Below are 26,654 nucleotides of genomic sequence, written 5' to 3'. Positions count from 1 at the left end.
AGCGCTCAAACCATACGCAATGGTGTAGTCAGGGAATAGCGCTCGGGCAAGTTCCCGCGTTTTAGGGTGTAGTAGAGCGAAGTATCTTCACCTCGATTGGGCTCCAGATCCTGAGGCAATACGTCAAACGATACAGCAACGCCGGGAATGTTCGCCTGCTTGGGCAGGTCGATGCTGTGTACGCCCTTGATGCAGAGCGTTATCCAATCGCCGAACTCCACATCGCTGAACGGTGCGTCGATAGGCGTACCGAACGGTGACACGTTATCCAGGTGGAGTTCACCCTCAAGCTCATCTCGAACGATCGGCGCGGGCATGTCCGGCTGCAGCTCACCGATCCTCAATGATCGACGCCACGACTCACGTGGCTTTTCGCCGTCCTTGGTTGCGCGATAGAACAGGTCGGCCAAACGGCCTTTGAATCGTCTGAGGTCATCGCCTTCAAGCACCACCGTCAATTGATCCTCAGCGGCAGACAACTCACCTAGATCAATGCCGACACGGTGCTCGATAGTGCCCCCGGCATCACTGGCCAAAAGGATCAATTCCAGTGCCTGGAATGATTGCCAGCCCGGTTGGACCGGTATGTGGACCTTGACCTGCGCAAGGTCGGGATCAATCTGCCCATCGGACTCGCCCTCCACGCTGGGGGCCAACCATTGCCTGATCTCTCCGATGACAGTCACATGACGATAGTTCGAACGGGGGGCACTGCCGTGCTGGCTATCGAGTACGTAATAGACAATTGCACGCCCCCGGGCAATGGCGGCGACCACAGCATTGGGTATCTCGAAATAATAAGCCTTGGTACCGGCCAGCTCTCGCATCTCGGAATGAGGAACCGTCCCGCCATCCTCTAGAGTGCCAATCCAATAAAAGTGGACATGGGTGTAGCGATGGGCATCTTCCGATGTCAGGTAAAAACCGACCCGTACAGCGTCATTACCGATATTCGCCAAGTTGATTTCGGATTCGGTCAAGGGGTAGTCAACCCAAGGCGGCTCCGTACGCTGACTGTCGGTGTAGACCTCTACGTATGAGACCACCGACCACATTGCATCCTCATCCGGCAAATTGCCGGTGTTCCCCGTGACGGTCATTGCCACGGGGAGAATGTCGCTGTTACCCGCAGCGAGGATCATCTCGGGGGTCACAGTGATTTCAATGTCACGCCCCACCTCATTCGGCTGTACCCGATGCTCAACTTTTTCTGATCCCCAGACCAACGTGAGCAGGTCATAAGGGCCCATGTTCTCCCACTTGTGACAGGTGACCGTCACCCCATCCCGGGCTTTTTGTTCATCGACGCCTTCCAACTCCACCTGTGGCTCAAGTTTGAATACCAGCCCGCCATGGCCTTTATCCGTGGGTTCGGGAGCCTTGCCACCAGGTCTCTGCAAGTTGATCCTGAGGCGCAAGGGAGGGGTCTGCTGAGGGGGCTCATTGTCGGGGATGATTCTGCAATACATCGCGTCAGCCCAGCCCTCGAGGATCGAGTGAGCGGGCACAGTGAGTGGGAAGCGGGTGCGTGGAGGGTCGCCATCACGCACCAGGTAGAAACCTACCGGCGTTGGTCCATGCCATATCAGCTGGAATGTGGTGCCCACCGGCGCAGAAAAGGGATAGTCCACGTAAACGACAAGATCACGTGTCACATGCAGCCTGCCGATGCCGCCATCTGCGCCTTCCGCATCATCGGCAATCGGCGGATACATCAATGGAATATCGACGGGTTCCAGTACGTGCTTATCAAGGTTACGCACCATTCTTCGCTCCTTGTTCGACGCCTCGCGGTGCACCGTTTTCGATGTGCCGCGTCTTTGACGAATCAAACGCCCAAACAAAAAACTTGCCTACTGTCAGAGTTAACAGGGTGCGACGAAAGGTATTAAGCCAGCCGTAAATTTAATAGGTTCAAACTCTAATCTTTCTTACATTTTTTTCACGATTTATTCACATCAAGAGACGTACTGTGAAGCCTCATCCGTTACAAACGTTGCATATCAAGCCCGCCGCCCCAGCGGGCTTTTTTTTGCCTGTTTTCTGGCTCCGAAAAAAGGGCCAACCTCTAGAGGAGCGAGCTTGCTCGCGAAGAACGCAATGACGCCGCGGTTAGCCAGAGTGCCAGCGCTATCGTTGACGTTTTTCGCGAGCAAGCTCGCTCCTAAAGGGCGTGGTGTTCGCGTAGGGCGCGCTGGGTTTCCAGCACCTTGGCCAGTGCCGTTTCGGCTTCCTGGCTTTGCTGCGGCACCCGAATCGCCGCCGACACCAGCGTGATCAGCTTGGCCATCACCTCGGCATCCGTGGCCGGGCGGCCCAGGCTCATGGAGTTCATCAGCAGGCGCAGTTCGGTGCCTGCCATGACCCCGGAAATGGCCTTGAGAGCAAATTGCAGGCGCACCCCCAGTTCATTACGTGGCAAATCCGGCAGGGCCAGGGCGAAGGCTTCGAAGAAACGCTGGAACACCGGCTGGTAATGGACCTTGAGGTATTCCTGGATAAACGGCGAGGTGTCGCTGTAGACCCGGCCCAGGAAGCGAATGAACGAACGCCCTTCCCCGCTGGCCGGGTCGCTGCGCTCCAGGCCCATGGCCGGGGCAAACAGCACGCCCAGGAGTGTGTCGCAATCGAGCGGGCCATCGGATTCGGCTTCACAGCGCGCCAGCAGTTCCAGGCGTTGCTCGTTGAGGGGCTCCAGGCGTTGCATCAACAGGGTTTTCATCAGGGAGTCCTTGTCCCCGAAGTGGTAGTTCACCGCCGCCAGGTTGACCTGGGCACGCTCGGTTATCTGCCGTAGCAACACGGCGTCATAGCCGTACTTGATGAAAAGAGCCTCTGTCGCATCCAGCAGTCGAGTCTTGGTAACGTTTGGAGCGCTGAGTTTCTTCGCGACCATATGGGTTCCACGGCGGAAATATTGTTTTAAAAAATAATTTGATTTTTTATACCGGGGCGGCCCGTCGAAAGCAAGTAGTGACACTCCGCCATATCTTGCAAAGCCCTTATATCCGGGCTTTTGAGGCAAATCGTAGGGTTTTTACCCACCTCTGACACCCGCTGAGAAAATCGTTTCAACCGGTAAAACCGCTCTACCTCGACGGCTGGCGAAGCGTCAGGAAGGCAGTTACTATTCAAACAATATTTTAAAAACAAGAAATAAAACCAGTCCGTGACGGCTACAGGCAGCTTCTGAACTTGTTACAAGGAGTTTCGGGGAGCAAGGCGGTACCGTCGAGACTGCAGGCGTAGTCATGATGACACAGACCCCCGCGCAACCCGGCTTGATTTCCCTGCAAGGCATCGGCAAGCGCTATCAGCTCGCCGGGCAAGAATTGAGCATTCTCAATGACGTGTGCCTGTCCATCGCCAGCGGTGACAGCTGCGGCATTCTCGGTGCCTCTGGCTCCGGCAAAAGCACCCTGCTCAATATCCTCGGCCTGCTGGACCTGCCCAACTGCGGCCAGTACCACTTTGCCGGCCACGATATCTTTAACGCCACCCCCGATGAGTTGGCGGCGATCCGCAACCAGCAGATCGGTTTCGTGTTCCAGAGCTTCAACCTGCTGCCACGCCTCAGTGCCCTGGACAACGTCGCACTGCCCTTGAGTTATCGCGGCGTGTCGCGGCATGAGTCGGTGGAACACGCCCAGCGCATGCTCGCTCAAGTCGGCCTCGCCGAACGCGCCCACCATCGCCCCGCCGACCTCTCCGGAGGGCAGCGCCAACGTGTGGCCATTGCCCGCGCCTTGGTCGGCAAACCCTCGGTGATCCTGGCCGACGAACCCACCGGCAACCTCGACAGCACTACCGCCCAAGAGATCATGGACCTGCTGTTGAACCTCAACCGTGACCAACAGGTGACGCTGATCATCGTCACCCACGACCCCCACATTGCCGAGCGTCTGGAGCGCAAGATCCTGGTGTGCAACGGCGTGGTGCATGAGGCCGGGCGCCCATGAGCCTGCGGGTCGAACAGAGCCTCAGCCAGTTGCTGCACGAAGCCTTTATCAGCCTGCGCACCCTGGGCAAGCGTTCGATCCTGGCGCTCTTGGGGATCGTCATCGGCAGTTCCTCGGTGGTGGCGCTGATCAATATCGGCCACAACGCGGCGGTGGATGCGGCGATGATTTTCAAGGACATGGGTACCGACACCCTCATCGCCCAGTTCCCGGCCAAGGGCAGCAGCAATGTGCCGATGCGCACCCAGCTCGACCTGGATGCGGTACGCCGGGCAGTGCCGGGCATTGCCCATATCGGCGCGCTCAGCCTGTTCAGCGGGCCCATTGTGTTTCATGGGCGGACCGCCAATGCCAACTTTGTCGGCAGTACTGCCGGTATCCAGGACGCCATGCGCCTGGCGCTGCGTGAGGGGCGCTTCCTGTCACCCTTCGATACCAACGAAACCTACGGGGTGATCGGCGACCAGCTCGCCCAGGCCCTCGGCGCGCCAGGTGACCCGCTGCAATTGGGCGACCGCGTGCGTATCAACGATTACCTGTTTCTGGTGGTGGGCATCCTGCACAACCAACCCCGGGCCATGCTGATGCCGGTGCAGGCCAACGAATCGTTGTTTATTCCCGCCGAGGGCATGCGCCGCATCTATGCCAACCCGCAGATCAACAACGTGCTCATCCGCGCGGCGCCGGGGCAGGACATGGAACGCATAGCCAGGGACGCCGCCGCCGCGCTGCAACCCCAGCTCAGCGACCATAGCGTCGACATCACGGTGCCCCAGCAAATGATCGATGGCATGACCCGCCAAAGCCGCACCTTTGCCTATCTACTACTGGCCCTCGGCGCAATCTCCCTGGTGGGCGGCGGTGTCGGGGTGATGAACGTGATGTTGATGAACGTCTCGGAACGCCGCCGTGAGATCGGCATCCGCATGGCCCTGGGCGCGCGCCAGCGGGATATCCGCAACCTGTTTTTGCTCGAAGCGGTCACCCTCACCGCCGTGGGTGCGCTGTGCGGCGCAGTCCTGGGCATGACCGCTGCCTGGCTGTATGCGTGGCTGTCGGGCTGGGCCTTTGCGTTGGCAGTGGCTGCCCTGCCCCTGGGCGTGGGCAGTACGTTGCTGGTGGGTTTGTTCTTTGGCATCTACCCGGCGGTGTCGGCCTCACGCTTGCAGCCGGTCGAGGCCCTGCGCGATGAATAAGTACCTGCCGCTGCTCATGCTGATCAGCCTGCCGGGCATGGCCGCCGATGTGGTGATCAACCCTCAGGCACCCAGCACTACCCGCAGCGGCTACGAGCGTAGCGTCTCGCTGAATGCCCAGGCCACCACCATGACCCTGGGGGACGCGGTGTACCTGGGCCTGCGTAATAACCCGGCGATCCGCAGCGCCTACCTGCAACGGGTGGCGCAGAAATTCGACCTGCGCGTGGCCGAAGATGTGTTCAACCCCAAGCTCACCCTCAACAGCTATTACCGCAGCACCCGTGGCTCCCAAGACAATGCGCGCAACGCCAACGTCGCGCCTACCAGCAGCCTGCTCGGCGAATACGGCACGCGCTTGAGCATGGCCTGGACCCAGCAGTTGAACAACGCCAACCGCGCCGGCCGCTACCGCAGCGACGGCCTGGACCTGGCGATCATCCAACCGCTGATGCGCGGGGCCGGCTGGGATGCCACCACCGCACCGCTGCGCCTGTCGCGCCTGGCCGAGCAGGCCAACCGCCTGAACCTCAAGGCCACCGTGGCGCAGACCATCAGCCAGATCATCGCCACCTACCGCGAATTGTTGCGCGCCCAGGAACAGTTGGTGATCGTCCAGGAAGCGCTCAAACGCTCCAATACTTTACTGGAGGTGAACAAAGCGCTGATCAGCGCCGGGCGCATGGCCGAATTCGAGATCGTGCAGACCGAAGCCGATATCGCCACCCAGCAATTAGGCGTGGAAGAAGCGCGCAACCAACTCGACACCAGCCGCCTGGCGTTGCTGCGCCTGCTGGCCCTGGACCTGTCGACACCGGTGCGTGCCACCGAGGCCCTGGAAGCCACCCCCATGGAGATCGACAAGCGCCAGGCCTTCAACCTTGCGCAAAACCAGCAACCGGAATACCTCGCTGCCCTGCTCGGTAGCCAACAGGCCGACCTCGACCTGGTGATCGCCAAGGATTCCGGGCGCTGGCAGGTGGACCTGGTCGCTGGCGCCAACCAGATACGCGCCGCCACCGATAACGACAACGGCCATAACAATAACCGCACCTGGGACAGTTACGCCGGGGTGCAAGTGCAAATCCCTATTGGCGATATCAGCACGCGCCAGGCCGAAGTGCGTGCACGGGTAAATGTAGAAGACCAGGAAATCCGCATTACCGACGCCCGCCAGGAGCTGGAGCGCAACGTCAACAATGTGGTGCGTGACCTCGGCACCCGCTGGCGCCAATATGAAATATCCAAGCGCGCCGTGGAGTTGTCGCGGCGCAAGATCGAGATCGAGCGGGAAAAGCTCAGCGCCGGGCGCTCCACCAACTTTCAGGTGCTGAGCTTCGAGACCGACCTGCGCAACGCCGAAAATGCCCAGCTCAATGCGCTGATCGCTTATTTGAACGCCCAGACTCAGCTTGATCTGACCCTGGGCATGACGCTGGAAAGTTGGGAAATTGCCCTTAATGACTACTAATAAAAAATCCCTGCTGGCCGTTGCCTTGTTCCTGCTGTTGGCCGGCGCGGCCGCCGGCCTGCTCAGTCAACGCAGCGGGGCTGAGCAAGCGGGTACAGGCGAACAGTGGCTGGCCGTAAAGCCCGACCCGTTGGTGCACCAGATCGGCCTGGTGGGCAAGATCGAGCCTGACACCACCGTCGTCCTGACGGCGCCCTTCGACGGCAATGTGCTGGCCAACCTGGTCGAACAAGGCCAGCGCGTTGAGGCCGGCCAGGTCCTGTTGCGCATGGACCCGGCGACGCTTGAAGTACAGCTGCGCGACGCCCTCTCCGCGCAACTCAAGGCCCGGCGTACCGTGCAGGAAATGCAGGACTGGGGCAGCAGCCCCACCGTCAGCCGCGCCCGTCGCAGTTTACGCACCGCTGAAATGACCGCGGGCAACACCCAACGCAAACTCACCGAGAGCGAAAACCTATTCAAGCGCGGCATCATCCCGCGCAACGAACTGGATGACCTCAAACAGCAAACCCAGCAACAGCAATTGGACTTGGTGGCGGCGCGCAGTGAGCTGCAACAAGCCCTGGACCAAGGCCAGGGCGAATACCGGCAGATCGCCGAAATGGAGCTGACCAATGCCACGGTGAAGTACGAAGCCTTGCAAACACTGCTCGAAGGCAAGGAGGTCAAGGCGCCCTTCTCCGGCATCGTGGTACCGGCGCCCGGCAGCACCAGTACCGCTCAAGGTGGCGGCAATAACAACGCGCCGGTGCAGGCCGGCAGCAAGGTCAGCCAGGGCCAGGTGCTGTTCGGGCTGGCCAATATCGAACGGTTGAAAATCGTGGCCAAGGTCTCAGAGCTGGATATCAACCAGTTGCGTCAGGGCCAGACCGTTGAAGTCATGGGCGATGGCTTTGATGGCGAGCGGCTGACAGGTTCAGTCAGCGTGGTCAGCGGCCTGGCCATCGCCAGCGACAGCCAGGGCAGTGCGCAGTTTCCGGTGACCTTGTCGATCCCCACGCTGACGCCCCAGCAGTTGCAGCGGGTGCGCCTGGGCATGAGTGCGCGGTTGACGATTGTCACTTATAACAATGACCAGGCGATCGTGATTCCCAGCCAGGCGATCCAGGCGGACATGACGGTGGAGTATCGGGCGGCGATGGATAAACCGGTAGAGCGAGTGAAGGTCACCACCGGGCAATCGACGCCGCAGGGGGTTGAGGTGTTTGGGCTTGAAGCGGGGTTGGTGAGGATCGATGGAATCAATCACTGACCCTCGATCCAGATGTGGGAACGCTGCACTGTGGCGAGGGAGCTTGCTCCCGCTGGGCTGCGCAGCGGCCCCAAGATCCTGGGAGCGCTTCGCACTCCAGCGGGAGCAAGCTCCCTCGCCACAAGATTACCGGTTACTTGCATTGGGGCAATCAATGCCAGCTCCAACATTCAGCGCTGTGTCAGCCTGGCGGCCAGTGCCTTGGCCTGCAGCGCCACATCGGTCACCGCCGTACTCTCCCACCACATCCCCCGCAACGGCGGCCCCATGGCGAATAGTCGCTGGCTGACCTCGCCGTGAGCATCCAGCACCGCCCCCATTGCATCCGCTGCAATCCCCAGCGCCAGCGGCCCAGGTTGAATCAACCCGCGCTTGAGCAGTTGCCGCGGTAAAGGCCGGGCCACCCGGCGCCAGTCGTATTCGATGCCGCTGGAATTGATCAGCGCAGCGCCCAACACCTGGGTGATCACATCCTCGCCACGGTAGCGCACCGCAATGGCAACCCCCTCTTGCGACGGCACCAAGCCCTTGAACGACGCCGCCTGAATCCGCAACCGCCCTTGCCCCTGCAACCGCGCTACCAACTGCGCACTCAAGGGCGGCGAACGGTGGTGATGGCTTTCCCACCAAGGCCGTACATGCCGCACGAACTGGCGCTTCTGGGCCTCACTGGCCTGGCTCCACAGCCGCGCGATATGCCCGCGCACCGTGTCCAGCGGCGCCTGCCAGTCTGTGCCTTGCCCCAACGCGAGCTGGCATTGGCGTCGCACCTCACGCAGCAATTGTCGGGGGCTGCTCAGGCTGTGGTCAGCGGCGAGGAAGTCGTCCCAGCTCGGCGGTTGCCGGCGTACATGGGGCAACAAGCCATGGCGCGAAAATACCTCGATAGGCCCGCGATGCCCGGCCTGCTCCAGGGAGACCACGGCATCGACCATGGTCAGGCCCGAGCCGATGATCAGCACGGTCGATTGTGGGTCGAGCCGGGTCATCGCGGGTACATCCCAAGGGTCCAACGCGGCGGCATTCAATCCTGTGGACTCGGTCTGCGGAGTACGCGCCGCCGGGAACATGCCGGTGGCCAATACCGCACAGGCGCCGCGCAGTTGCTCGCCAGTATCGAGGGTCAACAACACCGAGGTGGCATCGACTTGCAGGTCTACCCCTTCGGCGCGGATGTGCTCGACGCTCGATGTAGAAAGCGCCTTGGCTTGCGCCAGACGCTGCTGCGCGTACAAGCCGAAAAGCCCCCGTGGCGGGAACAGCTCGCTGATAGGCACATGCTGTTGGTTCGACTCGGGCCATCCGCCGGCGCTGATGTAGTCGGTGAGCCATTGGGTCAGGTCGTCGGCGTTGTCCGGGTCAACGCTCATACGCGCCGCATTGCCGTTCAGCGTATGGCCCAGTTCGACCGCGCTGTAGGCTTCGCCGCGCCCCAGCTCAGCACGGGGTTCGACTATCAGGATACGCCGCGTGCCCGGCAGGCGCAGCAGTTGCACGGCCAGCATCGTGCCGCTCAGGCCACCACCGATGATCAGTACATCTGCAACGCGGGTGGATTCACTCATGCCAGTTCGCCCTTATTGCTGCTCAAATCACCACATTTCGAACAAACCGTACCGCCGCGTTCCCATCATTGCGATAAGCATGGGGCTGGTGGCTGGCGAACATAAAGAACTCTCCAGCCTCGATGAGATTTTCCTGATCACCTATCACCAGCGTCAGGCTGCCCTCGAACACAAACAGTTGTTCGCTCCACCCTTCCAAGTCAGGGTCCGGGCAATATCGATCACCGGGCTCCAGCCGCCACTCCCATAATTCGACCTCACGCCGTGCCGTAGCCTTGGCCAGCAACACCGCCTTACTGCCGACAATCTCGCCCGCCCAGGCCAGCTCATTGATACGGCTGTGGTCGCGCACATCCGGCGCCTGAATCAGATCACTGAACGCCACGTCCAACGCTTCGGCGACACGGTCCAGGGTCGACAGGCTGACGTTCTTCTCCCCTGCTTCTATCGCGACCAGCATGCGCCGGCTGACCCCGGACTTTTCCGAGAGCGCGGTCTGGCTCAGGTCGGCGGCATGGCGCAGGCGACGAACGTTCTGGCTGACGTGCTGCAGGACCGAAGCCCGTTGCGGATTTTCTTTGTGCACTATATTGCTCAATAGGTGGATGTGCGCAGTATACTGCCCAGCGTGCGGCGCATTGTGCGGTCCGTGCTTTCCCCTTGCAAGACCGAGCCGCCATGACCGCCCCGAACTCCCCTTCGCGTTTCAACCGTTTCAGTAAAGCCGAATGCATCCTGGTGGTGATCACCATGATCTGGGGCGGCACCTTTTTGCTGGTGCAGCACGCCATGGCCGTCAGCGGGCCGATGTTTTTTGTGGGGCTGCGCTTCGCGGCAGCGACGATTGTGGTGGGGTTCTTTTCCTTGCGCACCCTGCGCGACCTGACCCTGTTCGAATTGAAGGCCGGGGTGTTTATCGGGGTGGCGATCATGTTCGGCTACGGTTTGCAGACCATCGGCTTGCAGACGATCCTGAGCAGCCAGTCGGCGTTCATTACCGCGCTCTATGTACCGTTCGTGCCGCTGTTGCAGTGGCTGGTCCTGGGCCGTCGCCCCGGGTTGATGCCCAGCATCGGCATCATGCTGGCATTTGCCGGCTTGATGCTGTTGACCGGCCCGGCAGGGGCCTCGCTGAATTTCAGCGCGGGTGAAATCGCCACCTTGATCGGTGCAGTGGCGATAGCGGCCGAGATCATCTTGATCAGCGCATTTGCCGGCCAGGTGGATATTCGTCGGGTGACCGTGGTGCAACTGGCCACCGCTTCGGTGCTGTCGTTCATGATGGTGGTGCCCATGGGCGAGGCGTTGCCGGGTTTTTCCTGGCTGTTGCTGTTCAGTGCCGTGGGCCTGGGCTTGACCAGTGCGGTGATCCAGGTGGCGATGAACTGGGCACAGCAGAGTGTCTCGCCAACGCGGGCGACGTTGATTTATGCCGGTGAGCCGGTGTGGGCAGGCGTTGTGGGGCGAATCGCCGGCGAACGGTTCCCGCCGATCGCGATGTTGGGGGCGGTGCTGATTGTGGTGGCGGTGATTGTGAGTGAATTGAAGACGAAGGGGCAGAAGGCCGTTGAGCAGGCAGATGCCTTGGAACAGGAGCGTCAGGGCTGACCTGGAAACGCTGTGGTGCCAAGTCTATCGTCATCGCGGGCAAGCCCGGCTCCCACAGGGTCGGCATTTCAGTTCAGAGGGAGGTTGAAACAGTGCCAAATGGGAGGTTTCAGCCTACCTTGTAGGATCCTGCCACATCTTGCCGTTTGGTGATCATGAAAGCGGCACGTATGATGCATCCCAAACTCCCGCAGATTAGAAGCCTATGTCCCTGATAGTTCTACTGCTTCTGCCTTTTATCGGCAGCTGTCTGGCGGCCTTGCTGCCGCATAACGCACGTAACACCGAATCCCTGTTGGCCGGCCTTGTGGCACTGGTCGGTACTATTCAAGTCGCCCTGCTCTACCCTCAGATCGCCCACGGTGGCGTGATCCGCGAAGAATTCATGTGGTTGCCCAGCCTGGGGCTCAACTTCGTGTTGCGCATGGATGGGTTTGCCTGGCTGTTCTCGATGCTGGTGCTGGGCATTGGCACGCTGGTGTCGCTGTATGCGCGCTACTACATGTCGCCGGACGACCCGGTGCCGCGTTTCTTTGCATTTTTCCTGGCGTTCATGGGCGCCATGCTGGGTTTGGTGATCTCCGGCAACCTGATCCAGATCGTATTCTTCTGGGAACTGACCAGCCTGTTCTCGTTCCTGTTGATCGGCTATTGGCACCACCGTGCAGATGCGCGACGTGGTGCGTATATGGCGCTGATGGTCACTGGCGCAGGTGGGCTGTGCCTGTTGGCGGGGGTGATGCTGCTGGGGCATATCGTCGGCAGCTATGACCTGGACCAGGTGCTGGCGGCGGGCGATCAGATTCGCGCGCATTCGCTGTACCCGGTCATGCTCGCCCTGGTGCTGATCGGCGCCTTGAGCAAAAGCGCGCAGTTCCCCTTCCATTTCTGGCTGCCCCACGCCATGGCGGCGCCGACGCCGGTTTCGGCTTATCTGCACTCGGCGACGATGGTGAAGGCCGGCGTGTTCCTGCTGGCCCGCCTGTGGCCGTCGCTGTCCGGCAGCGAAGAATGGTTCTGGATCGTCGGCGGTGCCGGCGCCCTCACTCTCCTCCTCGGCGCTTACTGCGCTATGTTTCAAAACGATCTCAAGGGCCTGCTGGCCTATTCCACCATCAGCCACCTGGGGCTGATCACCCTGCTGCTGGGCCTCAACAGCCCACTGGCCGCAGTTGCCGCGGTATTCCACATTCTCAACCACGCCACCTTCAAGGCTTCGCTGTTCATGGCGGCGGGCATCATCGACCACGAAAGCGGCACGCGGGATATCCGCAAGCTCAGTGGGCTGGTGCGCCTGATCCCGTTTACTGCGACCCTGGCGATGGTCGCCAGCGCGTCCATGGCCGGGGTGCCGTTGCTCAATGGCTTCCTGTCCAAAGAGATGTTCTTTGCCGAAACCGTGTTTATCTCGTCGACCCAATGGGTGGAAATCGCCCTGCCGGTGATCGCGACCATTGCCGGTACATTCAGCGTGGCCTATGCCCTGCGTTTTACCGTGGACGTGTTCTTCGGCCCGCCCGCCACCGACTTGCCGCACACGCCCCACGAGCCGCCGCGCTGGATGCGCGCACCCGTCGAGCTGTTGGTGTTCACCTGTCTGCTGGTGGGGATTTTCCCGGCCCAGGTGGTCGGCTCGATCCTCGCCGCTGCCGCCCTGCCGGTGGTGGGCGGTACGCTACCGGAATATAGCCTGGCAATCTGGCACGGCTGGAACGCGCCGATGATCATGAGCCTGGTGGCGATGACCGGCGGCGTGGTGCTGTACCTGATGCTGCGCAAGCAACTCAAGCGTGGCCGCTTCGAATACCCGCCGCTGATCGGCTATTTCAACGGCAAGCGCGGCTTCGAGCGCTGCCTGGTGGTGATGATGCGCGGCGTGCGCCGCATCGAGAAACGCATCAGCACCAAGCGCCTGCAAACCCAGTTGTTCCTATTGGTGCTGCTGGCAGTGATCGGCGCGATGATCCCGATGATCAACAGTGGCCTCAGCTGGGGCGACCGCCCGAAAATCCCGGGCTCCATCGTCTTCGTCACCCTGTGGATGCTGGCGATTGCCTGCGCCCTTGGCGCCGCCTGGCAAGCCAAGTACCACCGGCTGGCGGCCTTGACCATGGTCAGCGTGTGCGGCCTGATGACCTGCGTCACCTTCGTGTGGTTCTCGGCGCCGGACCTGGCCCTCACCCAACTGGTGGTGGAAGTGGTCACCACCGTGCTGATCCTGCTCGGCCTGCGCTGGCTGCCAAGGCGGATCGAAGAGGTCTCGCCCCTGCCCAGCTCGCTGCGCAAGGCGCGTATCCGCCGCCTGCGTGACTTGCTGCTCTCCACTGTGGTGGGCGGCGGCATGGCGCTGCTGTCCTACGCGATGCTGACCCGCCAGACACCCAACGATATCTCCTCGTTCTACTTAAGCCGTGCCCTGCCCGAAGGCGGCGGCAGCAATGTGGTGAACGTGATGCTGGTGGACTTCCGTGGCTTCGACACCCTGGGCGAAATCACCGTACTGGGCGCTGTGGCCTTGACCGTGTACGCCTTGCTCCGTCGCTTTCGCCCGTCCAAGGAAAGCATGGAGTTGCCACCCCAACAGCGCCAACTGGCGCCGGACGTGGCCACCGACCTGGTCAACCCGCGCCAGGCCAGCGACACCGCCCTGGGCTTTATGATGGTGCCGGCGGTGCTGGTGCGCCTGCTGCTGCCGATTGCGCTGGTGGTGTCGTTTTATCTGTTCATGCGCGGCCACAACCAACCTGGGGGTGGTTTCGTCGCCGGGCTGGTGATGTCGGTGGCGTTTATCCTGCAATACATGGTCGCCGGTACCCAGTGGGTCGAGGCGCAGATGAGCCTGCGGCCCATGCGCTGGATGGGCTTCGGCCTGCTGTCGGCCACCTTGACCGGGCTGGGCGCGCTGTTCGCCGGGTACCCGTTCCTCACCACGCATACCTGGCATTTCAGCCTGCCGTTACTGGGCGATATTCATATCGCCAGTGCGCTGTTCTTTGACGTCGGCGTGTACGCCATGGTCGTGGGCTCGACCCTGTTGATGCTCACCGCCCTCGGCCACCAGTCGGTGCGCGCGCATAAACCGAGCAACCAGCCCAAAGTGGTTGCTGCAACCGAAGGAGCCGCCTGATGGAAGAAGTCATCGCAATAGCCATTGGGGTCCTGGCGGCCTCCGGCGTCTGGTTGATCCTGCGGCCACGGACGTTCCAGGTGGTCATGGGTTTGTGCCTGCTGTCCTACGGCGTCAACCTGTTCATCTTCAGCATGGGCAGCCTCTTTATCGGCAAGGAGCCGATCATCAAGGACGGCGTGCCCCAAGACCTGCTCAACTACACCGACCCACTGCCCCAGGCCCTTGTGCTCACGGCCATCGTGATCAGCTTCGCCATGACCGCGTTGTTCCTGGTGGTGCTGCTGGCATCCCGGGGCCTCACAGGCACTGACCATGTAGACGGCCGGGAGCCCAAGGAATGACGTGGATGAATCAACTGATCGTCGCGCCGATCCTGCTGCCGCTGCTCACCGCCGGGCTGATGCTGATGCTGGGCGAGAAACGCCGCCCACTCAAAGCCCAGATCAATCTGTGCTCCAGCATCGTCGGCCTGGGCGTGGCCATCCTGCTGTTGTACTGGACGCAACAAGGCGGCCCCGGCTCGATTGGTGTGTATCTGCCGGGCAACTGGCAGGTGCCGTTCGGCATCGTCCTGGTGGTGGACCAACTGTCGGCGATGATGCTGGTGCTTACCGGGGTTATCGGCGTCAGTGCGCTGCTGTTCGCCATGGCCCGCTGGGACCGTGCGGGCACCAGCTTCCACGCCCTGTTCCAGATCCAACTGATGGGGCTGTATGGCGCCTTCCTCACCGCCGACCTGTTCAACCTGTTCGTGTTCTTCGAGGTGCTGCTGGCCGCCTCCTATGGTCTGATGCTGCACGGTTCCGGCCGTGCGCGGGTGTCGTCGGGGCTGCATTACATTGCGATCAACCTGCTGGCGTCGTCGCTGTTCCTGATTGGCGCGGCGATGATCTACGGCGTCACCGGCACGCTGAACTTCGCCGACCTGGCGCTGAAGATCCCTCTGGTACCGGAGGCGGATCGCGGCCTGTTGCATGCCGGTGCGGCGATCCTGGCTACGGCGTTCCTGGCCAAGGCTGGCATGTGGCCGCTGAACTTCTGGCTGGCGCCCGCCTATTCCTCGGCCAGCGCGCCGGTGGCGGCAATGTTCGCGATCATGACCAAGGTCGGCGTGTACACCGTGCTGCGCCTGTGGACCCTGCTGTTCTCCGGCCAGGCCGGCGCCTCGGCGCTGTTTGGCGGCGACTGGCTGGTGTACGGCGGCATGGCGACCATCATTTGCGCGGCACTGGCGATGGTGGCGGCGCAGCGCCTGGAACGCATGGCCAGCCTGAGTATCCTGATGTCGGCCGGGATCCTGCTGTCAGCGGTAGGGTTTGCCCAGCCGAGCCTGACCGCGGGGGCGCTGTTCTATCTGGTCAGTTCCACCCTGGCACTGAGCGCGCTGTTTTTGCTGGCGGAGCTGATCGAGCGTTCGCGTTCGGCCAACGACCTGCCGCTGGATGAGGAGATTGATGCGCTGCCCAAAGCCATGGAATCGCTGCATCCGCGCCCGGGCGTGAACCTGGACGATGAGCAAAAAGCAGTGATCGGCCAGGTCATCCCTTGGACCATGGCCTTCCTGGGCCTGAGCTTTATCGCCTGCGCGCTGCTGATTATCGGCATGCCGCCGCTGTCCGGGTTTATCGGCAAGCTCAGCCTGTTGAGCGCGCTGATCAACCCACTGGGCCTGGGCAACGCCGTGGACGAGTCCATCCGCCCGGCGGCCTGGGGCCTGGTGGCGCTGCTGATTCTCTCTGGCCTGGCCTCGCTCATCGCTTTCGCCCGCCTCGGCATCCAGCGCTTCTGGACCCCGGAAGAACGCCCATCACCGCTGCTGCGCCGCTACGAGTGTGTGCCGATCTTCCTGCTGCTGGGGTTGAGCATCGCGCTGACCTTCAAGGCCGAGGCGCTGATGCGCTACACCCAGGCTACCGCCGAAAGCCTGAACAACCCGGAACACTACGTGATGGCAGTGCTCGCGACCCGGCCAGTGCCCAGCCCTGAAGCCAAGGCCGCCGCCCTGGAGGTGCAGCCATGAAACGTCTGTTCCCGGCTCCCTGGCTGTCGTTGGCGTTGTGGGTATTGTGGCTGGTGCTGAACTTGTCGATCAGCCCCGGCAACCTGCTGCTGGGCGCACTGTTGGGCTTTCTTGCGCCGCTGATGATGGCGCCGCTGCGCCCGCTGCCGATCCGCATCCGCCGCCCAGGGGTGATCATCCGCCTGTTCTTCCGGGTCGGCCTCGACGTGATCATCTCCAACCTGCACGTGGCCTGGGGCGTACTCACTTGCGGCTCACGCCCACCGCGCTCGCGCTTTATCAAGATCCCCCTGGACCTGCGCGACGCCAACGGCCTGGCTGTGCTGGCGATGATCACCAGCGTGACCCCCGGCACCGTCTGGTCGGAACTGGCCCTGGACCGCAGCATCCTGCTGCTGCACGTCTTCGACCTGGATGACGAGGCCTCGTTTATCCAGCAATTCAAGCACGCCTACGAACGGCCCCTGATGGAGATCTTCGAATGAGCGCCCTGCTCGCCAATGCGATCCTGTTCAGCCTGTTCCTGTTCTCCCTGGCCATGGTGCTGACCCTGGTGCGCCTGTTCAAAGGCCCCTCGGCCCAGGACCGGGTACTGGCGCTGGACTACCTGTACATCCTGGCGATGCTGATGATGCTGACCCTGGGTATTCGCTATGCCAGCGACACTTACTTTGAAGCGGCGCTATTGATCGCGCTGTTCGGCTTCGTCGGCTCGTTCGCCCTGGCCAAATTCCTGCTGCGTGGGGAGGTGATTGAATGATGCCGTTATGGGTTGAAATTATCGTGGCGGCGTTGCTGTTGCTCAGCGGCCTGTTTGCCTTGATTGGCGCGATTGGCTTGCTGCGGATGAAAGAATTTTTCCAACGCATGCACCCGCCGGCACTGGCGTCGACGTTGGGGGCGTGGAGCGTGGCGTTGGCGTCGATCATCTACTTTTCGGTGCTCAAGTCCGGGCCGGTGTTGCATGGCTGGTTGATTCCGATTTTGCTCGCGATCACCGTGCCAGTCACCACACTGCTACTGGCGCGAACGGCCCTGTTCCGCAAACGTATGGCTGGTGATGACGTCCCCGCCGAAGTCAGCAGCCGCCGCTGATTCTTCAGGCGAATTCAGTAAAAATGTGGGAGCTGGCTTGCCTGCGATAGCGGTTTATCAGTTACAGCATCATTGACTGAAACTGCGCTATCGCAGGCAAGCCAGCTCCCACCATTTGGTTTGGCGCCAGGCAAAAGAGCGGATACGCGCCGCCCATTGCGCCAGCTCAGCATCATCGGCCCGCACCAAGTCGAAATCTCAGACAAAAATCGAATAATCCTACATCCTACTCGCACGATAAAAGGCGAAACATCCGATATTTCCTATTTACATTCTTTTGTATGTTTATGGCGAATAAATCAGGATGCCAACGTCCATGGCTAACCACGGCTACATGTCCATTAACGGAAAATCTCAAGGCCTGATCTCGGCTGGTTGCTCAACCCAAGACTCCATCGGCAACAAGTGCCAGGAGGGGCACCGAGACGAAATCATGGTGATGTCCTTCAATCACAATATGCTCAATACCGGCAACATCAGAGCCTCCACGCACGGCCCGGTGGTTATTACAAAAAATATTGATAAATCTTCGCCCCTGCTGGCCGTGGCGTTATCCAATAGAGAAGAACTGAACTGCGTGATCAACTTTTATCGCATTTCACAGTTCGGCCAGCACCAAAAATACTACACCGTCGATATCAGGGGCTGCATCATTGCCAGCCTGACCGTCGATGTCCCCCACTCCGTCCTGCTGAACGATGTAGACGCACAGGAACATCTGTCGATTCGTTATCGGGAAATCATCTGGACACATCATCTAGCGGGCACCAGCGGCTATGGCTCATGGGAAACCGGGCGATGAAATCAAAGAACAAAAATCAAACACCGAGCTTTTATGACTTATGGGTCGTCAGCCAAGCCGCAGGCAACCTGACCAGCCAGGCTTGCACAATCAGCGCTCGTCATCTGCAGGACGGTGTGACTCGCTCGATATTCAATCGGGAAGTGGCCTATTACGCTCGCAGTATCGTTAACGATGTGGAGCAGGGAAAAAAGACCGTCGCAGAGGGGCTGATCGAGATAAAAAAAGAGCAGCGTAGTTTGCTGGATCAGTCAATAGCAATTGGGAGAAATGGAATTGGAGCCGTTGCAGGCGCGCTTCAAATAGCTACTGGTGCCGGAATTTGCTACGCATCGGTGGGTACCCTGTGCCTCGTCGCAGGAGTGCCATTAATGGCACATGGCGCTAATAATTTATATGAAGGTGGACACAACCTAGTAACAGGAAGATCCGATACCGTCGGTCCGGTTCGTACAGCATATCAATCAGTTGCATCCGCCGTCGGTCACGGAGAGCGGGAAGCAAACATGGCCTACGGCGCCGTTGATATTAGCCTATCTATCTACAGCACTGTAAGACATATATACAAACCAGATGCTTGGCGTTTATTTAGGTATTTGGATTCAGACCGGATACGAGCCTATAAAACCATGACACCAACTTCGCTGACAGCGGAAGCCGCAACAGATGCAATCACATTAAAGCAACTACATGAAGAGTCTAAAAAGTGATTATTATGGCTTTTCTAATACTCTCACCACTGGGGCTTTTATTCGCTTACTGGCTTAGAGTTATCTTCTCCGGCAAAGGACTTGGATATACCAAAATCTATATCAGCTTAGCAGTCAATATTTTCTTTATGATGACACATATGGAAATCGCTCAATTTGACAAATACTTATACTTCGGCACTCATCCAGAAGTCATTGAAAACTATCCAATCATTGGCTGGATCGCACTAGCGTTCTTCATACTGCATGCACTCGCACTCCCAGTTAAACGCGACTTGAACTGGTGGTGGAAACGCTAAGTGACATCGCTATTTTTTGTAAAAAAAAGCCCCGATCCAGTCGGGGCATTTTTTTATTCAGCGTGCAGCTTTCAACCGTCAGTCAGCCAACCGCCACGTCGTCCCACCCTTCCCGTCTTCCAACACCACACCCATCGCGGTCAGTTGGTCGCGGATACGGTCGGATTCCGCCCAGTCCTTGTTAGCCCGAGCAGCCAAACGCGCCTGGATCAACGCATCCACTTGCGCCGCATCCACACGCCCTTCAGCGCCCGCTTGCAGGAAGTCATCCGCTTCCATCTGCAACACGCCCAGCACGCTGGCCAGTTCTTTCAGGCGTGCTGCCAGGCCCGCCGCTGCGTCGATATCGGCCTCGCGCAAGCGGTTGATCTCACGCACCATCTCAAACAGCACTGCGCAGGCTTCCGGCGTACCAAAGTCGTCGTTCATGACTTCGGTAAAGCGTGCCACGAACGCTTCGCCACCAGCAGGCGCAACCGATGGCAAACCTTTCAACGCGTGGTAGAAACGCTCCAGGGCGCCCTTGGCGTCCTTGAGGTTGTCTTCGGAGTAGTTGATGGCGCTGCGGTAGTGGCTCGACACCAACAGGTAACGCACCACTTCCGGGTGGTACTTTTCCAGCACGTCGCGGATGGTGAAGAAGTTGTTCAAGGACTTGGACATCTTCTCGCCATTGATGCGGATCATGCCGCAGTGCATCCAGGCGTTGGCGTAGGTCTTGCCTGTGGCGGCTTCGCTCTGGGCGATTTCGTTTTCGTGGTGCGGGAACTCAAGGTCGCTGCCGCCGCCATGAATGTCAAAGGTCTCGCCCAGGCAGCAAGTGGACATCACCGAGCATTCGATGTGCCAGCCCGGACGCCCGGCGCCCCAGGGCGACTCCCAGCTCGGCTCGCCCGGCTTGGTACCTTTCCACAGTACGAAGTCGAGCGGGTCCTGCTTGGCTTCATCGACTTCGATACGCGCACCAATGCGCAGGTCTTCGATCTTTTTACGCGACAGCTTGCCGTAGCCCATGAACTTGGCGACGCGGTAGTACACGTCGCCGTTGCCTGGGGCGTAGGCGTAGCCCTTGTCGATCAAGGTCTGGATCATCGCGTGCATGCCCGGGATGTGGTCCGTGGCACGCGGTTCCATGTCCGGCTTGAGGATGTTGAGGCGCGCCTCGTCCTCGTGCATGGCGGCGATCATGCGCTCGGTCAGCGCGTCGAACGACTCGCCGTTTTCGTTGGCACGGTTGATGATCTTGTCGTCGATGTCGGTGATGTTGCGCACGTACGTCAAGTCATAGCCGCTGAAACGCAACCAGCGGGTCACCAGGTCGAAGGCAACCATGCTGCGGCCGTGGCCGATGTGGCAGTAGTCGTACACGGTCATGCCGCACACGTACATGCGCACCTTGTTGCCGTCCAGCGGCTTGAAGACTTCTTTGGTCTTGCTGAGCGTGTTGTAGATCGTTAGCACGATGTTTCCCTTAAATCACTGGCCCCACGAATCTCGCAAGGTCACGGTACGGTTGAATACCGGAGCGCCTGGTTTCGAGTCCTTGATATCCGCGCAAAAGTAGCCTTCGCGCTCGAACTGGAAACGGTCTTCCGGCTGTGCGTCGCCAAGCGATGGCTCGGCACGACAACCAGTGAGTACTTGCAGGGAATCAGGGTTGATGTTGTCGAGGAAACTCGCGCTGTCTTCAGCCTTCTCAGGGTTTGGCGAGCGGAACAGACGATCGTACAGGCGCACTTCGCATTCGATGCTGGCAGCGGCCGGCACCCAGTGGACCACACCCTTGACCTTGCGGCCTTCAGGGTTCTTGCCCAGGGTGTCCGGATCGTACGAGCAGCGCAGCTCGACGATGTTGCCGTCGGCGTCCTTGATCGCTTCGTCCGCACGGATCACGTAGCTGCCGCGCAGGCGCACTTCGCCGTTCGGCTCCAGGCGCTTGTAGCCTTTTGGCGGCTCTTCCATGAAGTCGTCACGGTCGATGTAGATCTCGCGGGCGAACGGCAATTTGCGTACGCCCAGCTCTTCTTTCTGCGGGTGACGCGGCAGTTCGAGGTTCTCGACCTGGCCTTCCGGGTAGTTGGTGATCACGACTTTCAACGGGCGCAGCACGCACATGGCACGCGGGGCGTTGGCGTCGAGGTCCTGACGGATGCTGAATTCCAGCATACCGAAATCGACCACGCCGTCGGAACGGTTGGTGCCGACCATGTCGCAGAAGTTGCGGATCGACGCCGGCGTGTAGCCACGGCGACGGAAGCCCGACAGGGTCGACATGCGCGGGTCATCCCAGCCATGCACGTGCTTTTCATCGACCAGTTGCTTGAGCTTGCGCTTGCTGGTGATGGTGTAGTTCAGGTTCAGGCGGCTGAACTCGTACTGACGCGGGTGCGCCGGTACCGGCAGGCTGTCCAGAAACCATTCGTACAGCGGGCGATGGCTTTCGAACTCCAGGGTGCAGATGGAGTGGGTGATGCCTTCGATGGCGTCCGACTGACCGTGGGTGAAGTCGTAGTTGGGGTAGATGCACCACTTGTCACCGGTCTGGTGGTGATGGGCATGGCGGATGCGGTACATGATCGGGTCACGCAGGTTCATGTTCGGCGAGGCCATGTCGATCTTGGCGCGCAGCACGCGGGCGCCGTCCGGGAATTCGCCGGCGCGCATACGGTTGAACCAGTCCAGGTTCTCTTCCACCGAACGGTCGCGGAACGGGCTGTTCTTGCCCGGCTCGGTCAGCGTGCCACGGTACTCCTTGGCCTGCTCCGGGGTCAGGTCGTCCACATAGGCCTTGCCGGCCTTGATCAGCTCGACAGCCCAGTCGAACAACTGGTCGAAATACTTGGAGGCATAGCGCACTTCACCGGACCATTCGAAGCCCAGCCACTTGATGTCGCTTTCGATGGCGTCGATGTATTCCTGGTCTTCCTTGGCCGGGTTGGTGTCGTCGAAACGCAGGTGCGTGACGCCACCGAACTCCTGGGCCAGGCCGAAGTTCACACAGATCGACTTGGCGTGGCCGATATGCAGGTAGCCGTTGGGCTCAGGTGGGAAACGGGTGACGATCTGCGTGTGCTTGCCCGAATCCAGGTCCGCCTGGATGATCGGGCGAAGGAAATTGACCGGGACGGCAGGTCCGGCCTTGGTATTCGAGGTAGGGTCGACAGTGGGCTTGCTCATAGGATCCTTGAACAGACAGGTGCGTGGCCAGGTGGGGCCAGATAAAACAAAGGGCTCATAATAGCCGAAGCAGTCAAGACACATACAGAGCGCGGCCAATTAATTGCCCGGGCGGTAAAAAACCACCTCGAAATTCCCGCAGGGCACGCTAAACTGCGCGCCTTGGCCGTCGTTTAGCCAGACAGGTAAGGTGCCCAGGCGCCCACACCCACGAATTCCCTGAAAAGAGTAGCGAACATGACTCAAGTCAAACTGACCACCAACCACGGTGACATCGTTATCGAGCTGAACGCCGAGAAAGCGCCGATCACCGTCGCCAACTTCATCGAATACGTCAAAGCCGGCCACTACGAAAACACTGTTTTCCACCGCGTCATCGGTAACTTCATGATCCAGGGCGGCGGTTTCGAGCCGGGCATGAAAGAGAAGAAAGACAAGCGTCCAAGCATCCAGAACGAAGCGGACAACGGCCTTTCCAACGACAAGTACACCGTCGCCATGGCCCGTACCATGGAGCCGCATTCGGCCTCCGCGCAGTTCTTCATCAACGTCGCCGACAACGCCTTCCTGAACCACAGCGGCAAGAACGTGCAGGGTTGGGGCTACGCGGTGTTCGGTAAAGTCACCGAAGGCACCGACGTTGTCGACAAGATCAAAGGCGTATCGACCACCTCCAAGGCCGGTCACCAGGACGTTCCAGCCGAAGACGTGATCGTCGAGAAAGCCGAGATCGTTGGGTGATATTGCTGATTTCAGATTTGCATCTGGAAGAGGAGCGCCCGGACATCACCCGGGCGTTTCTGGATCTGCTCCACGGCCGCGCCCGTGGCGCCCAGGCGTTGTACATTCTGGGGGACTTCTTCGAAGCCTGGATTGGCGACGATGGCATGACCCCCTTCCAGCGTTCCATCTGCGCGGCTCTGCGTGAGCTGAGCGACAGCGGTACCCCGATTTTCATCATGCACGGCAACCGTGATTTCCTGATCGGCAAGGCGTTCTGCAAAGCGGCAGGCGCTACCTTGCTCAAGGACCCGACGGTCGTGCAGTTGTATGGCGAGCCAGTGCTGTTGATGCACGGCGACAGCCTCTGCACCCGCGACCTCGGCTATATGAAGCTGCGGCGCATCCTGCGTAACCCGGTTGTACTGTTTATCCTGCGCCACCTGCCCTTGGGCACGCGTCACAAACTGGCGCGCAAGTTGCGCAGTGAGAGCAGCGCTCAAGTGCGCATGAAGGCCAACGACATTGTCGATGTCACCCCCGAAGAAGTGCCACGGGTGATGCAGCAGTTCGGCGTGCGCACCCTGGTCCACGGCCATACGCACCGCCCCGCCATCCATAAGTTGCAGATCGGCGACCAGGCGGCCAAGCGCATTGTGCTGGGGGACTGGGACAAGCAAGGCTGGGCGCTGCAGGTGGATGAGCAAGGGTTTCAGCTGGCGGCGTTTGACTTCGTCAACCCGCAGTTGGCGTTGCCTGGCGCCTAAACCTCTGACACAACACCGATCAACCTGTGGGAGCTGGCTTGCCTGCGATGCAGACACCTCGGTGTATCAGATGCACCGAGGTGATGCTATCGCAGGCAAGCCAGCTCCCACACAAGCCAGCTCCCACAGGGACCGCGCTGACCTTATGATCAGTGCCCCGAAGCCGCAGGCCCGGCCTTCGCCGTGAACGGCGGCTTGGCCAGCCACACCAGCAACATCAAGCCCATGAACATCCACCCCAGCAACGTGAAGTAATCCACGGTGGACATCATGTACGCCTGGCTGGTGAGAATCTGGTCCAGTTGGGTATAGGCCTTCTGCCCTGCCCCGCCCAGCGCCTGCAACGCATCGCGGGTGGTCGAGTCGTAGACGGTCATGTTCTCGCTCATGTAGGCATGGTGCTGATCGGCCCGACGGATCCAGATCCAGGTGGTCAGCGAGGCCGCGAAGCTGCCGCCCAAGGTACGCAGGAAGGTCGCCAGCCCGGCGCCGTCGGCAATCTGGTGCGGCGGCAGGTCGGACATCAGGATGCTCAAGGTCGGCATGAAGAACAGCGCCACGCCGATGCCCATGAACAGCTGCACCATGGCGATGTGGGTGAAGTCCACTTCGTTGGTGAAGCCGGCGCGCATGAAGCAGCTCAAGCCAATCGCCAGGAACGCCAGGCCCGCCAGCAGGCGCAGGTCGAACTTGTGCGCGTACTTGCCCACGAAAGGCGACATCAGCACCGGCAAAATGCCGATCGGTGCCACCGCCAGCCCGGCCCAGGTGGCGGTGTAGCCCATCTGTGTCTGCAACCATTGCGGCAGGATCAGGTTGATGCCGAAAAAGCCCGCATAACCGAGGATCAACACAATGGTGCCGATCCGGAAGTTACGGTGCGCGAACAGCCGCAGGTTGACCACCGGGTGCTTGTCGGTCATCTCCCAGATCACGAACACCGCCAGGGCAACCACCGAAATGGCCGCACCAATGATGATGAAGTTGGACTCGAACCAGTCCAGGTCATTGCCTTTGTCGAGGATGATCTGCAAGGCGCCGACCCCGACGATCAGGCTTAACAACCCGACGTAATCCATCGGCTGATAACTGGTGACCACCGGACGTTTCTTCAACTGCGAGCGCACCACCATCACGGCGAAGATACCAATGGGCACGTTGATGAAAAAGATCCACGGCCAGCTGTAGCTGTCAGTGATCCAGCCGCCGAGGATGGGACCGGCAATCGGCGCCACCACCGTGACCATCGCCAATAACGCCAGGGCCATGCCGCGCCTGGCCGGGGGATAAACCGCAATCAGCAGCGTCTGGGTCATCGGGTACAACGGCCCGGCGACCAAGCCTTGCAGCACACGAAAGCCGATCAATTCGGGCATCGAGGTGGAGATCCCGCACAGGAACGAGGCCAGCACAAACAGAATGGTCGCCCACAGGAACAGCTTCACCTCACCAAAGCGTCGGCTCAACCAGCCGGTGAGCGGCAAGGCAATGGCGTTGCTCACCGCAAACGAAGTGATCACCCAGGTGCCCTGCTCCGAACTCACCCCCAGGTTGCCGGAGATCGTCGGCAACGCCACGTTGGCGATGGTGGTGTCGAGCACCTGCATGAAGGTCGCCAGCGACAGGCCAATAGTGGCCATCAACAGGCTGGGTGGCGTGAACGAGGCGTTATTGCTCATCAGCGTTGCGCAGCCTTGGGAGCGGCGACGCTGTTGTCATGGATCAACTGGTTGATCATGGCATCGGCCTCGGCCAATTGGCGGTCATACACGTTGGTGGTGAACGAGGCTTTTTGCGGCGCCTGTTGCGCCAGCACCGGGCCGCTCTGGTCGTGCAGGTCTACGTTGACCACGGTGCTCAAGCCCACTCGCAGTGGGTGTTTGGCCAGCTCTTCGGCGTTGATATGGATGCGCACCGGTACCCGCTGCACGATCTTGATCCAGTTGCCGGTGGCGTTCTGCGCGGGCAGCAAGGCGAATGCGCTGCCCGTGCCGGCGCCAAGGCTGTCGACGGTGCCGCTGTACTTCACGTCGCTGCCGTAGATGTCGGACTCGATATCCACCGGCTGGCCGATGCGCATATCCCGCAGTTGGGTTTCCTTGAAGTTGGCATCGATCCACAGCTGGTCCAGCGGGATCACCGCCATCAGCGCGGTGCCCGGTTGGACGCGCTGGCCCAGTTGCACGGTGCGCTTGGCCACATAGCCGGTGACCGGCGCGATCAAGGTGCTGCGCGCATTGGTCAGGTACGCCTGGCGCAGTTGCGCGGCGGCCGCTTGCACATCGGGGTGGGACGAAATCACCGTGTCATCCACCAGGGCATTGGTGGTTTTGAGTTGTTGCTCAAGGTTGGTCAAGGCGTTCTTGGCGGCGGTCAGGCTGTCGCGAGCGTGGGACAGTTCTTCCTGGGAAATCGCGCCGCCCTGGGCCAGGGTCTTGCGGCGGTTGTAGTTGTCCTGGGCGGTTTGTACATCGGCCTTCTGCGCATTGACCTGGGCTTTCATGCCATCGACGTTGCTGTACAGGCCGCGTACCTGGCGCACGGTGCGGGCCAGGTTGGCCTGGGCACTTTGCAGGCCGACGGCGGCGTCGTTGGGGTCGAAGTTGATCAGCACCTGGCCTTCATGCACCAGGTCGCCATCGTCGGCGCCGATGCTGACCACGGTGCCAGTGACCAGCGGGGTGATTTCCACCACGTTACCGTTCACATAGGCGTCGTCGGTGCTTTCATTGAAGCGCCCGTAGAACTCATACCAGGCCCACACGCCCACCACACTCAGGATGACGATGAGCGCCAGGCCGATCAGCATCACTTTGCGTTTGCGGGGGTTGGTGTCTTTGGGTTGTTCGGTTGCGTTGTTGCTGTCGGCAGTGGCCATGACAA

At 60.5% G+C, this 26,654-nt stretch carries 24 protein-coding genes; 16 read left to right on the top strand and 8 right to left on the bottom strand.

The annotated features are described in order from the left end of the window. Positions 1-5: 5 nt before the first annotated feature. Positions 6-1,766 carry a hypothetical protein gene (locus tag GIV35_RS05685; RefSeq protein WP_236264998.1) on the bottom strand — a complete coding sequence of 587 codons (1,761 nt, stop codon included), beginning with the start codon at positions 1,764-1,766 and terminating at the stop codon, positions 6-8. 398 nt (positions 1,767-2,164) lie between these two features. Then, positions 2,165-2,896, bottom strand: coding sequence for a TetR/AcrR family transcriptional regulator (locus GIV35_RS05675; protein ID WP_034127895.1), 732 nt, complete (start codon positions 2,894-2,896; stop codon positions 2,165-2,167). Between the two features lie 355 nt (positions 2,897-3,251). Between GIV35_RS05675 and GIV35_RS05670 the strand changes: the two genes are divergently transcribed. Genes GIV35_RS05670 through GIV35_RS05655 form a run of 4 tightly spaced genes read left to right on the top strand, consistent with a single transcriptional unit; the run spans position 3,252 to position 7,878 of the window. Then, on the top strand, positions 3,252-3,959 hold the full coding sequence (locus tag GIV35_RS05670; RefSeq protein ID WP_034127896.1) for an ABC transporter ATP-binding protein: 708 nt from the start codon (positions 3,252-3,254) through the stop codon (positions 3,957-3,959). Next, positions 3,956-5,155 carry an ABC transporter permease gene (locus GIV35_RS05665; RefSeq protein ID WP_223024298.1) on the top strand — a complete coding sequence of 400 codons (1,200 nt, stop codon included), beginning with the start codon at positions 3,956-3,958 and terminating at the stop codon, positions 5,153-5,155. Before GIV35_RS05670 ends, GIV35_RS05665 begins: the two co-directional genes overlap by 4 nt. After that, complete coding sequence (locus tag GIV35_RS05660) at positions 5,148-6,626, top strand: TolC family protein (RefSeq protein WP_057974916.1); 1,479 nt, start codon at positions 5,148-5,150, stop codon at positions 6,624-6,626. The genes GIV35_RS05665 and GIV35_RS05660 overlap by 8 nt, the downstream gene beginning before the upstream one ends. Next, entirely contained in the window at positions 6,616-7,878 is a 1,263-nt protein-coding gene (locus GIV35_RS05655; protein ID WP_105227178.1) for an efflux RND transporter periplasmic adaptor subunit, read from the top strand. The genes GIV35_RS05660 and GIV35_RS05655 overlap by 11 nt, the downstream gene beginning before the upstream one ends. Before the next feature lie 170 nt (positions 7,879-8,048). On the opposite strand, the gene GIV35_RS05650 is transcribed toward GIV35_RS05655, so the two are convergent. Together GIV35_RS05650 and GIV35_RS05645 are read right to left on the bottom strand one after the other, a co-directional pair. Further along, positions 8,049-9,443, bottom strand: a complete 1,395-nt coding sequence (locus GIV35_RS05650; protein WP_213153767.1) for an FAD/NAD(P)-binding protein — start codon at positions 9,441-9,443, stop codon at positions 8,049-8,051. A 22-nt stretch (positions 9,444-9,465) separates the two neighbouring features. After that, positions 9,466-10,029: a helix-turn-helix domain-containing protein gene (locus tag GIV35_RS05645; RefSeq protein ID WP_054897287.1), complete on the bottom strand. Its 564-nt coding sequence runs from the start codon at positions 10,027-10,029 to the stop codon at positions 9,466-9,468. Positions 10,030-10,121: 92 nt separating this feature from the next. Here GIV35_RS05645 and GIV35_RS05640 point away from each other — a divergent pair, with 92 nt between their 5' ends. The 10 genes from GIV35_RS05640 to GIV35_RS05595 all read left to right on the top strand — a co-directional run bounded on the left by GIV35_RS05640 (position 10,122) and on the right by GIV35_RS05595 (position 19,107). Continuing rightward, positions 10,122-11,051: a DMT family transporter gene (locus GIV35_RS05640; protein ID WP_105227181.1), complete on the top strand. Its 930-nt coding sequence runs from the start codon at positions 10,122-10,124 to the stop codon at positions 11,049-11,051. Positions 11,052-11,256: 205 nt separating this feature from the next. Next, positions 11,257-14,178 (top strand): monovalent cation/H+ antiporter subunit A, encoded by a 2,922-nt coding sequence (locus GIV35_RS05635; protein ID WP_105227182.1) that lies wholly within the window; start codon positions 11,257-11,259, stop codon positions 14,176-14,178. Further along, a complete protein-coding gene (locus GIV35_RS05630) occupies positions 14,178-14,522 on the top strand; it encodes a Na+/H+ antiporter subunit C (protein ID WP_003192163.1) in 345 nt (114 codons plus the stop codon). The genes GIV35_RS05635 and GIV35_RS05630 overlap by 1 nt, the downstream gene beginning before the upstream one ends. Then, positions 14,519-16,201, top strand: a complete 1,683-nt coding sequence (locus GIV35_RS05625) for a monovalent cation/H+ antiporter subunit D (RefSeq protein WP_236265144.1) — start codon at positions 14,519-14,521, stop codon at positions 16,199-16,201. Before GIV35_RS05630 ends, GIV35_RS05625 begins: the two co-directional genes overlap by 4 nt. Next, entirely contained in the window at positions 16,198-16,686 is a 489-nt protein-coding gene (locus tag GIV35_RS05620; RefSeq protein WP_014718934.1) for a Na+/H+ antiporter subunit E, read from the top strand. The genes GIV35_RS05625 and GIV35_RS05620 overlap by 4 nt, the downstream gene beginning before the upstream one ends. Next, a complete protein-coding gene (locus GIV35_RS05615; protein ID WP_003192168.1) occupies positions 16,683-16,961 on the top strand; it encodes a K+/H+ antiporter subunit F in 279 nt (92 codons plus the stop codon). Before GIV35_RS05620 ends, GIV35_RS05615 begins: the two co-directional genes overlap by 4 nt. Further along, positions 16,958-17,296, top strand: coding sequence for a Na+/H+ antiporter subunit G (locus GIV35_RS05610; RefSeq protein WP_034127905.1), 339 nt, complete (start codon positions 16,958-16,960; stop codon positions 17,294-17,296). The genes GIV35_RS05615 and GIV35_RS05610 overlap by 4 nt, the downstream gene beginning before the upstream one ends. Positions 17,297-17,612: 316 nt before the next feature. Continuing rightward, positions 17,613-18,098, top strand: coding sequence for an Hcp family type VI secretion system effector (locus GIV35_RS05605; protein WP_198716083.1), 486 nt, complete (start codon positions 17,613-17,615; stop codon positions 18,096-18,098). After that, the gene (locus GIV35_RS05600) at positions 18,095-18,808 is read left to right on the top strand and encodes a DUF4225 domain-containing protein (protein ID WP_127880715.1); all 714 of its coding nucleotides are present in this window, start codon (positions 18,095-18,097) and stop codon (positions 18,806-18,808) included. Before GIV35_RS05605 ends, GIV35_RS05600 begins: the two co-directional genes overlap by 4 nt. A 5-nt stretch (positions 18,809-18,813) precedes the next feature. Beyond that, the gene (locus tag GIV35_RS05595) at positions 18,814-19,107 is read left to right on the top strand and encodes a hypothetical protein (RefSeq protein WP_232914648.1); all 294 of its coding nucleotides are present in this window, start codon (positions 18,814-18,816) and stop codon (positions 19,105-19,107) included. A 78-nt stretch (positions 19,108-19,185) separates the two neighbouring features. Here the strand turns inward: GIV35_RS05595 and cysS are convergent, their stop codons facing one another. Further along, on the bottom strand, positions 19,186-20,568 hold the full coding sequence (gene cysS, locus GIV35_RS05590; protein ID WP_236265145.1) for a cysteine--tRNA ligase: 1,383 nt from the start codon (positions 20,566-20,568) through the stop codon (positions 19,186-19,188). Positions 20,569-20,583: 15 nt separating this feature from the next. Then, on the bottom strand, positions 20,584-22,284 hold the full coding sequence (locus GIV35_RS05585) for a glutamine--tRNA ligase/YqeY domain fusion protein (RefSeq protein ID WP_003192174.1): 1,701 nt from the start codon (positions 22,282-22,284) through the stop codon (positions 20,584-20,586). A 237-nt stretch (positions 22,285-22,521) separates the two neighbouring features. Between GIV35_RS05585 and GIV35_RS05580 the strand changes: the two genes are divergently transcribed. Together GIV35_RS05580 and lpxH are read left to right on the top strand one after the other, a co-directional pair. After that, positions 22,522-23,025 (top strand): peptidylprolyl isomerase, encoded by a 504-nt coding sequence (locus GIV35_RS05580; protein WP_003174772.1) that lies wholly within the window; start codon positions 22,522-22,524, stop codon positions 23,023-23,025. Continuing rightward, complete coding sequence (gene lpxH, locus GIV35_RS05575) at positions 23,022-23,771, top strand: UDP-2,3-diacylglucosamine diphosphatase (protein ID WP_014718941.1); 750 nt, start codon at positions 23,022-23,024, stop codon at positions 23,769-23,771. The genes GIV35_RS05580 and lpxH overlap by 4 nt, the downstream gene beginning before the upstream one ends. Before the next feature lie 149 nt (positions 23,772-23,920). Here lpxH and GIV35_RS05570 read toward each other — a convergent pair whose 3' ends face one another. Together GIV35_RS05570 and GIV35_RS05565 are read right to left on the bottom strand one after the other, a co-directional pair. Next, entirely contained in the window at positions 23,921-25,450 is a 1,530-nt protein-coding gene (locus GIV35_RS05570; RefSeq protein ID WP_236265146.1) for a DHA2 family efflux MFS transporter permease subunit, read from the bottom strand. After that, positions 25,450-26,649 carry an HlyD family secretion protein gene (locus tag GIV35_RS05565; protein ID WP_034127907.1) on the bottom strand — a complete coding sequence of 400 codons (1,200 nt, stop codon included), beginning with the start codon at positions 26,647-26,649 and terminating at the stop codon, positions 25,450-25,452. Before GIV35_RS05565 ends, GIV35_RS05570 begins: the two co-directional genes overlap by 1 nt. Between the last annotated feature and the right edge of the window lie 5 nt (positions 26,650-26,654).

The organism is Pseudomonas sp. PA-1-6B, assembly GCF_021609545.1.
GTDB lineage: Bacteria > Pseudomonadota > Gammaproteobacteria > Pseudomonadales > Pseudomonadaceae > Aquipseudomonas > Aquipseudomonas fluorescens_BV.
The sequence above is the reverse complement of the archived record's forward strand: the minus strand, read 5'-3'. Positions and strand labels throughout refer to the sequence as shown.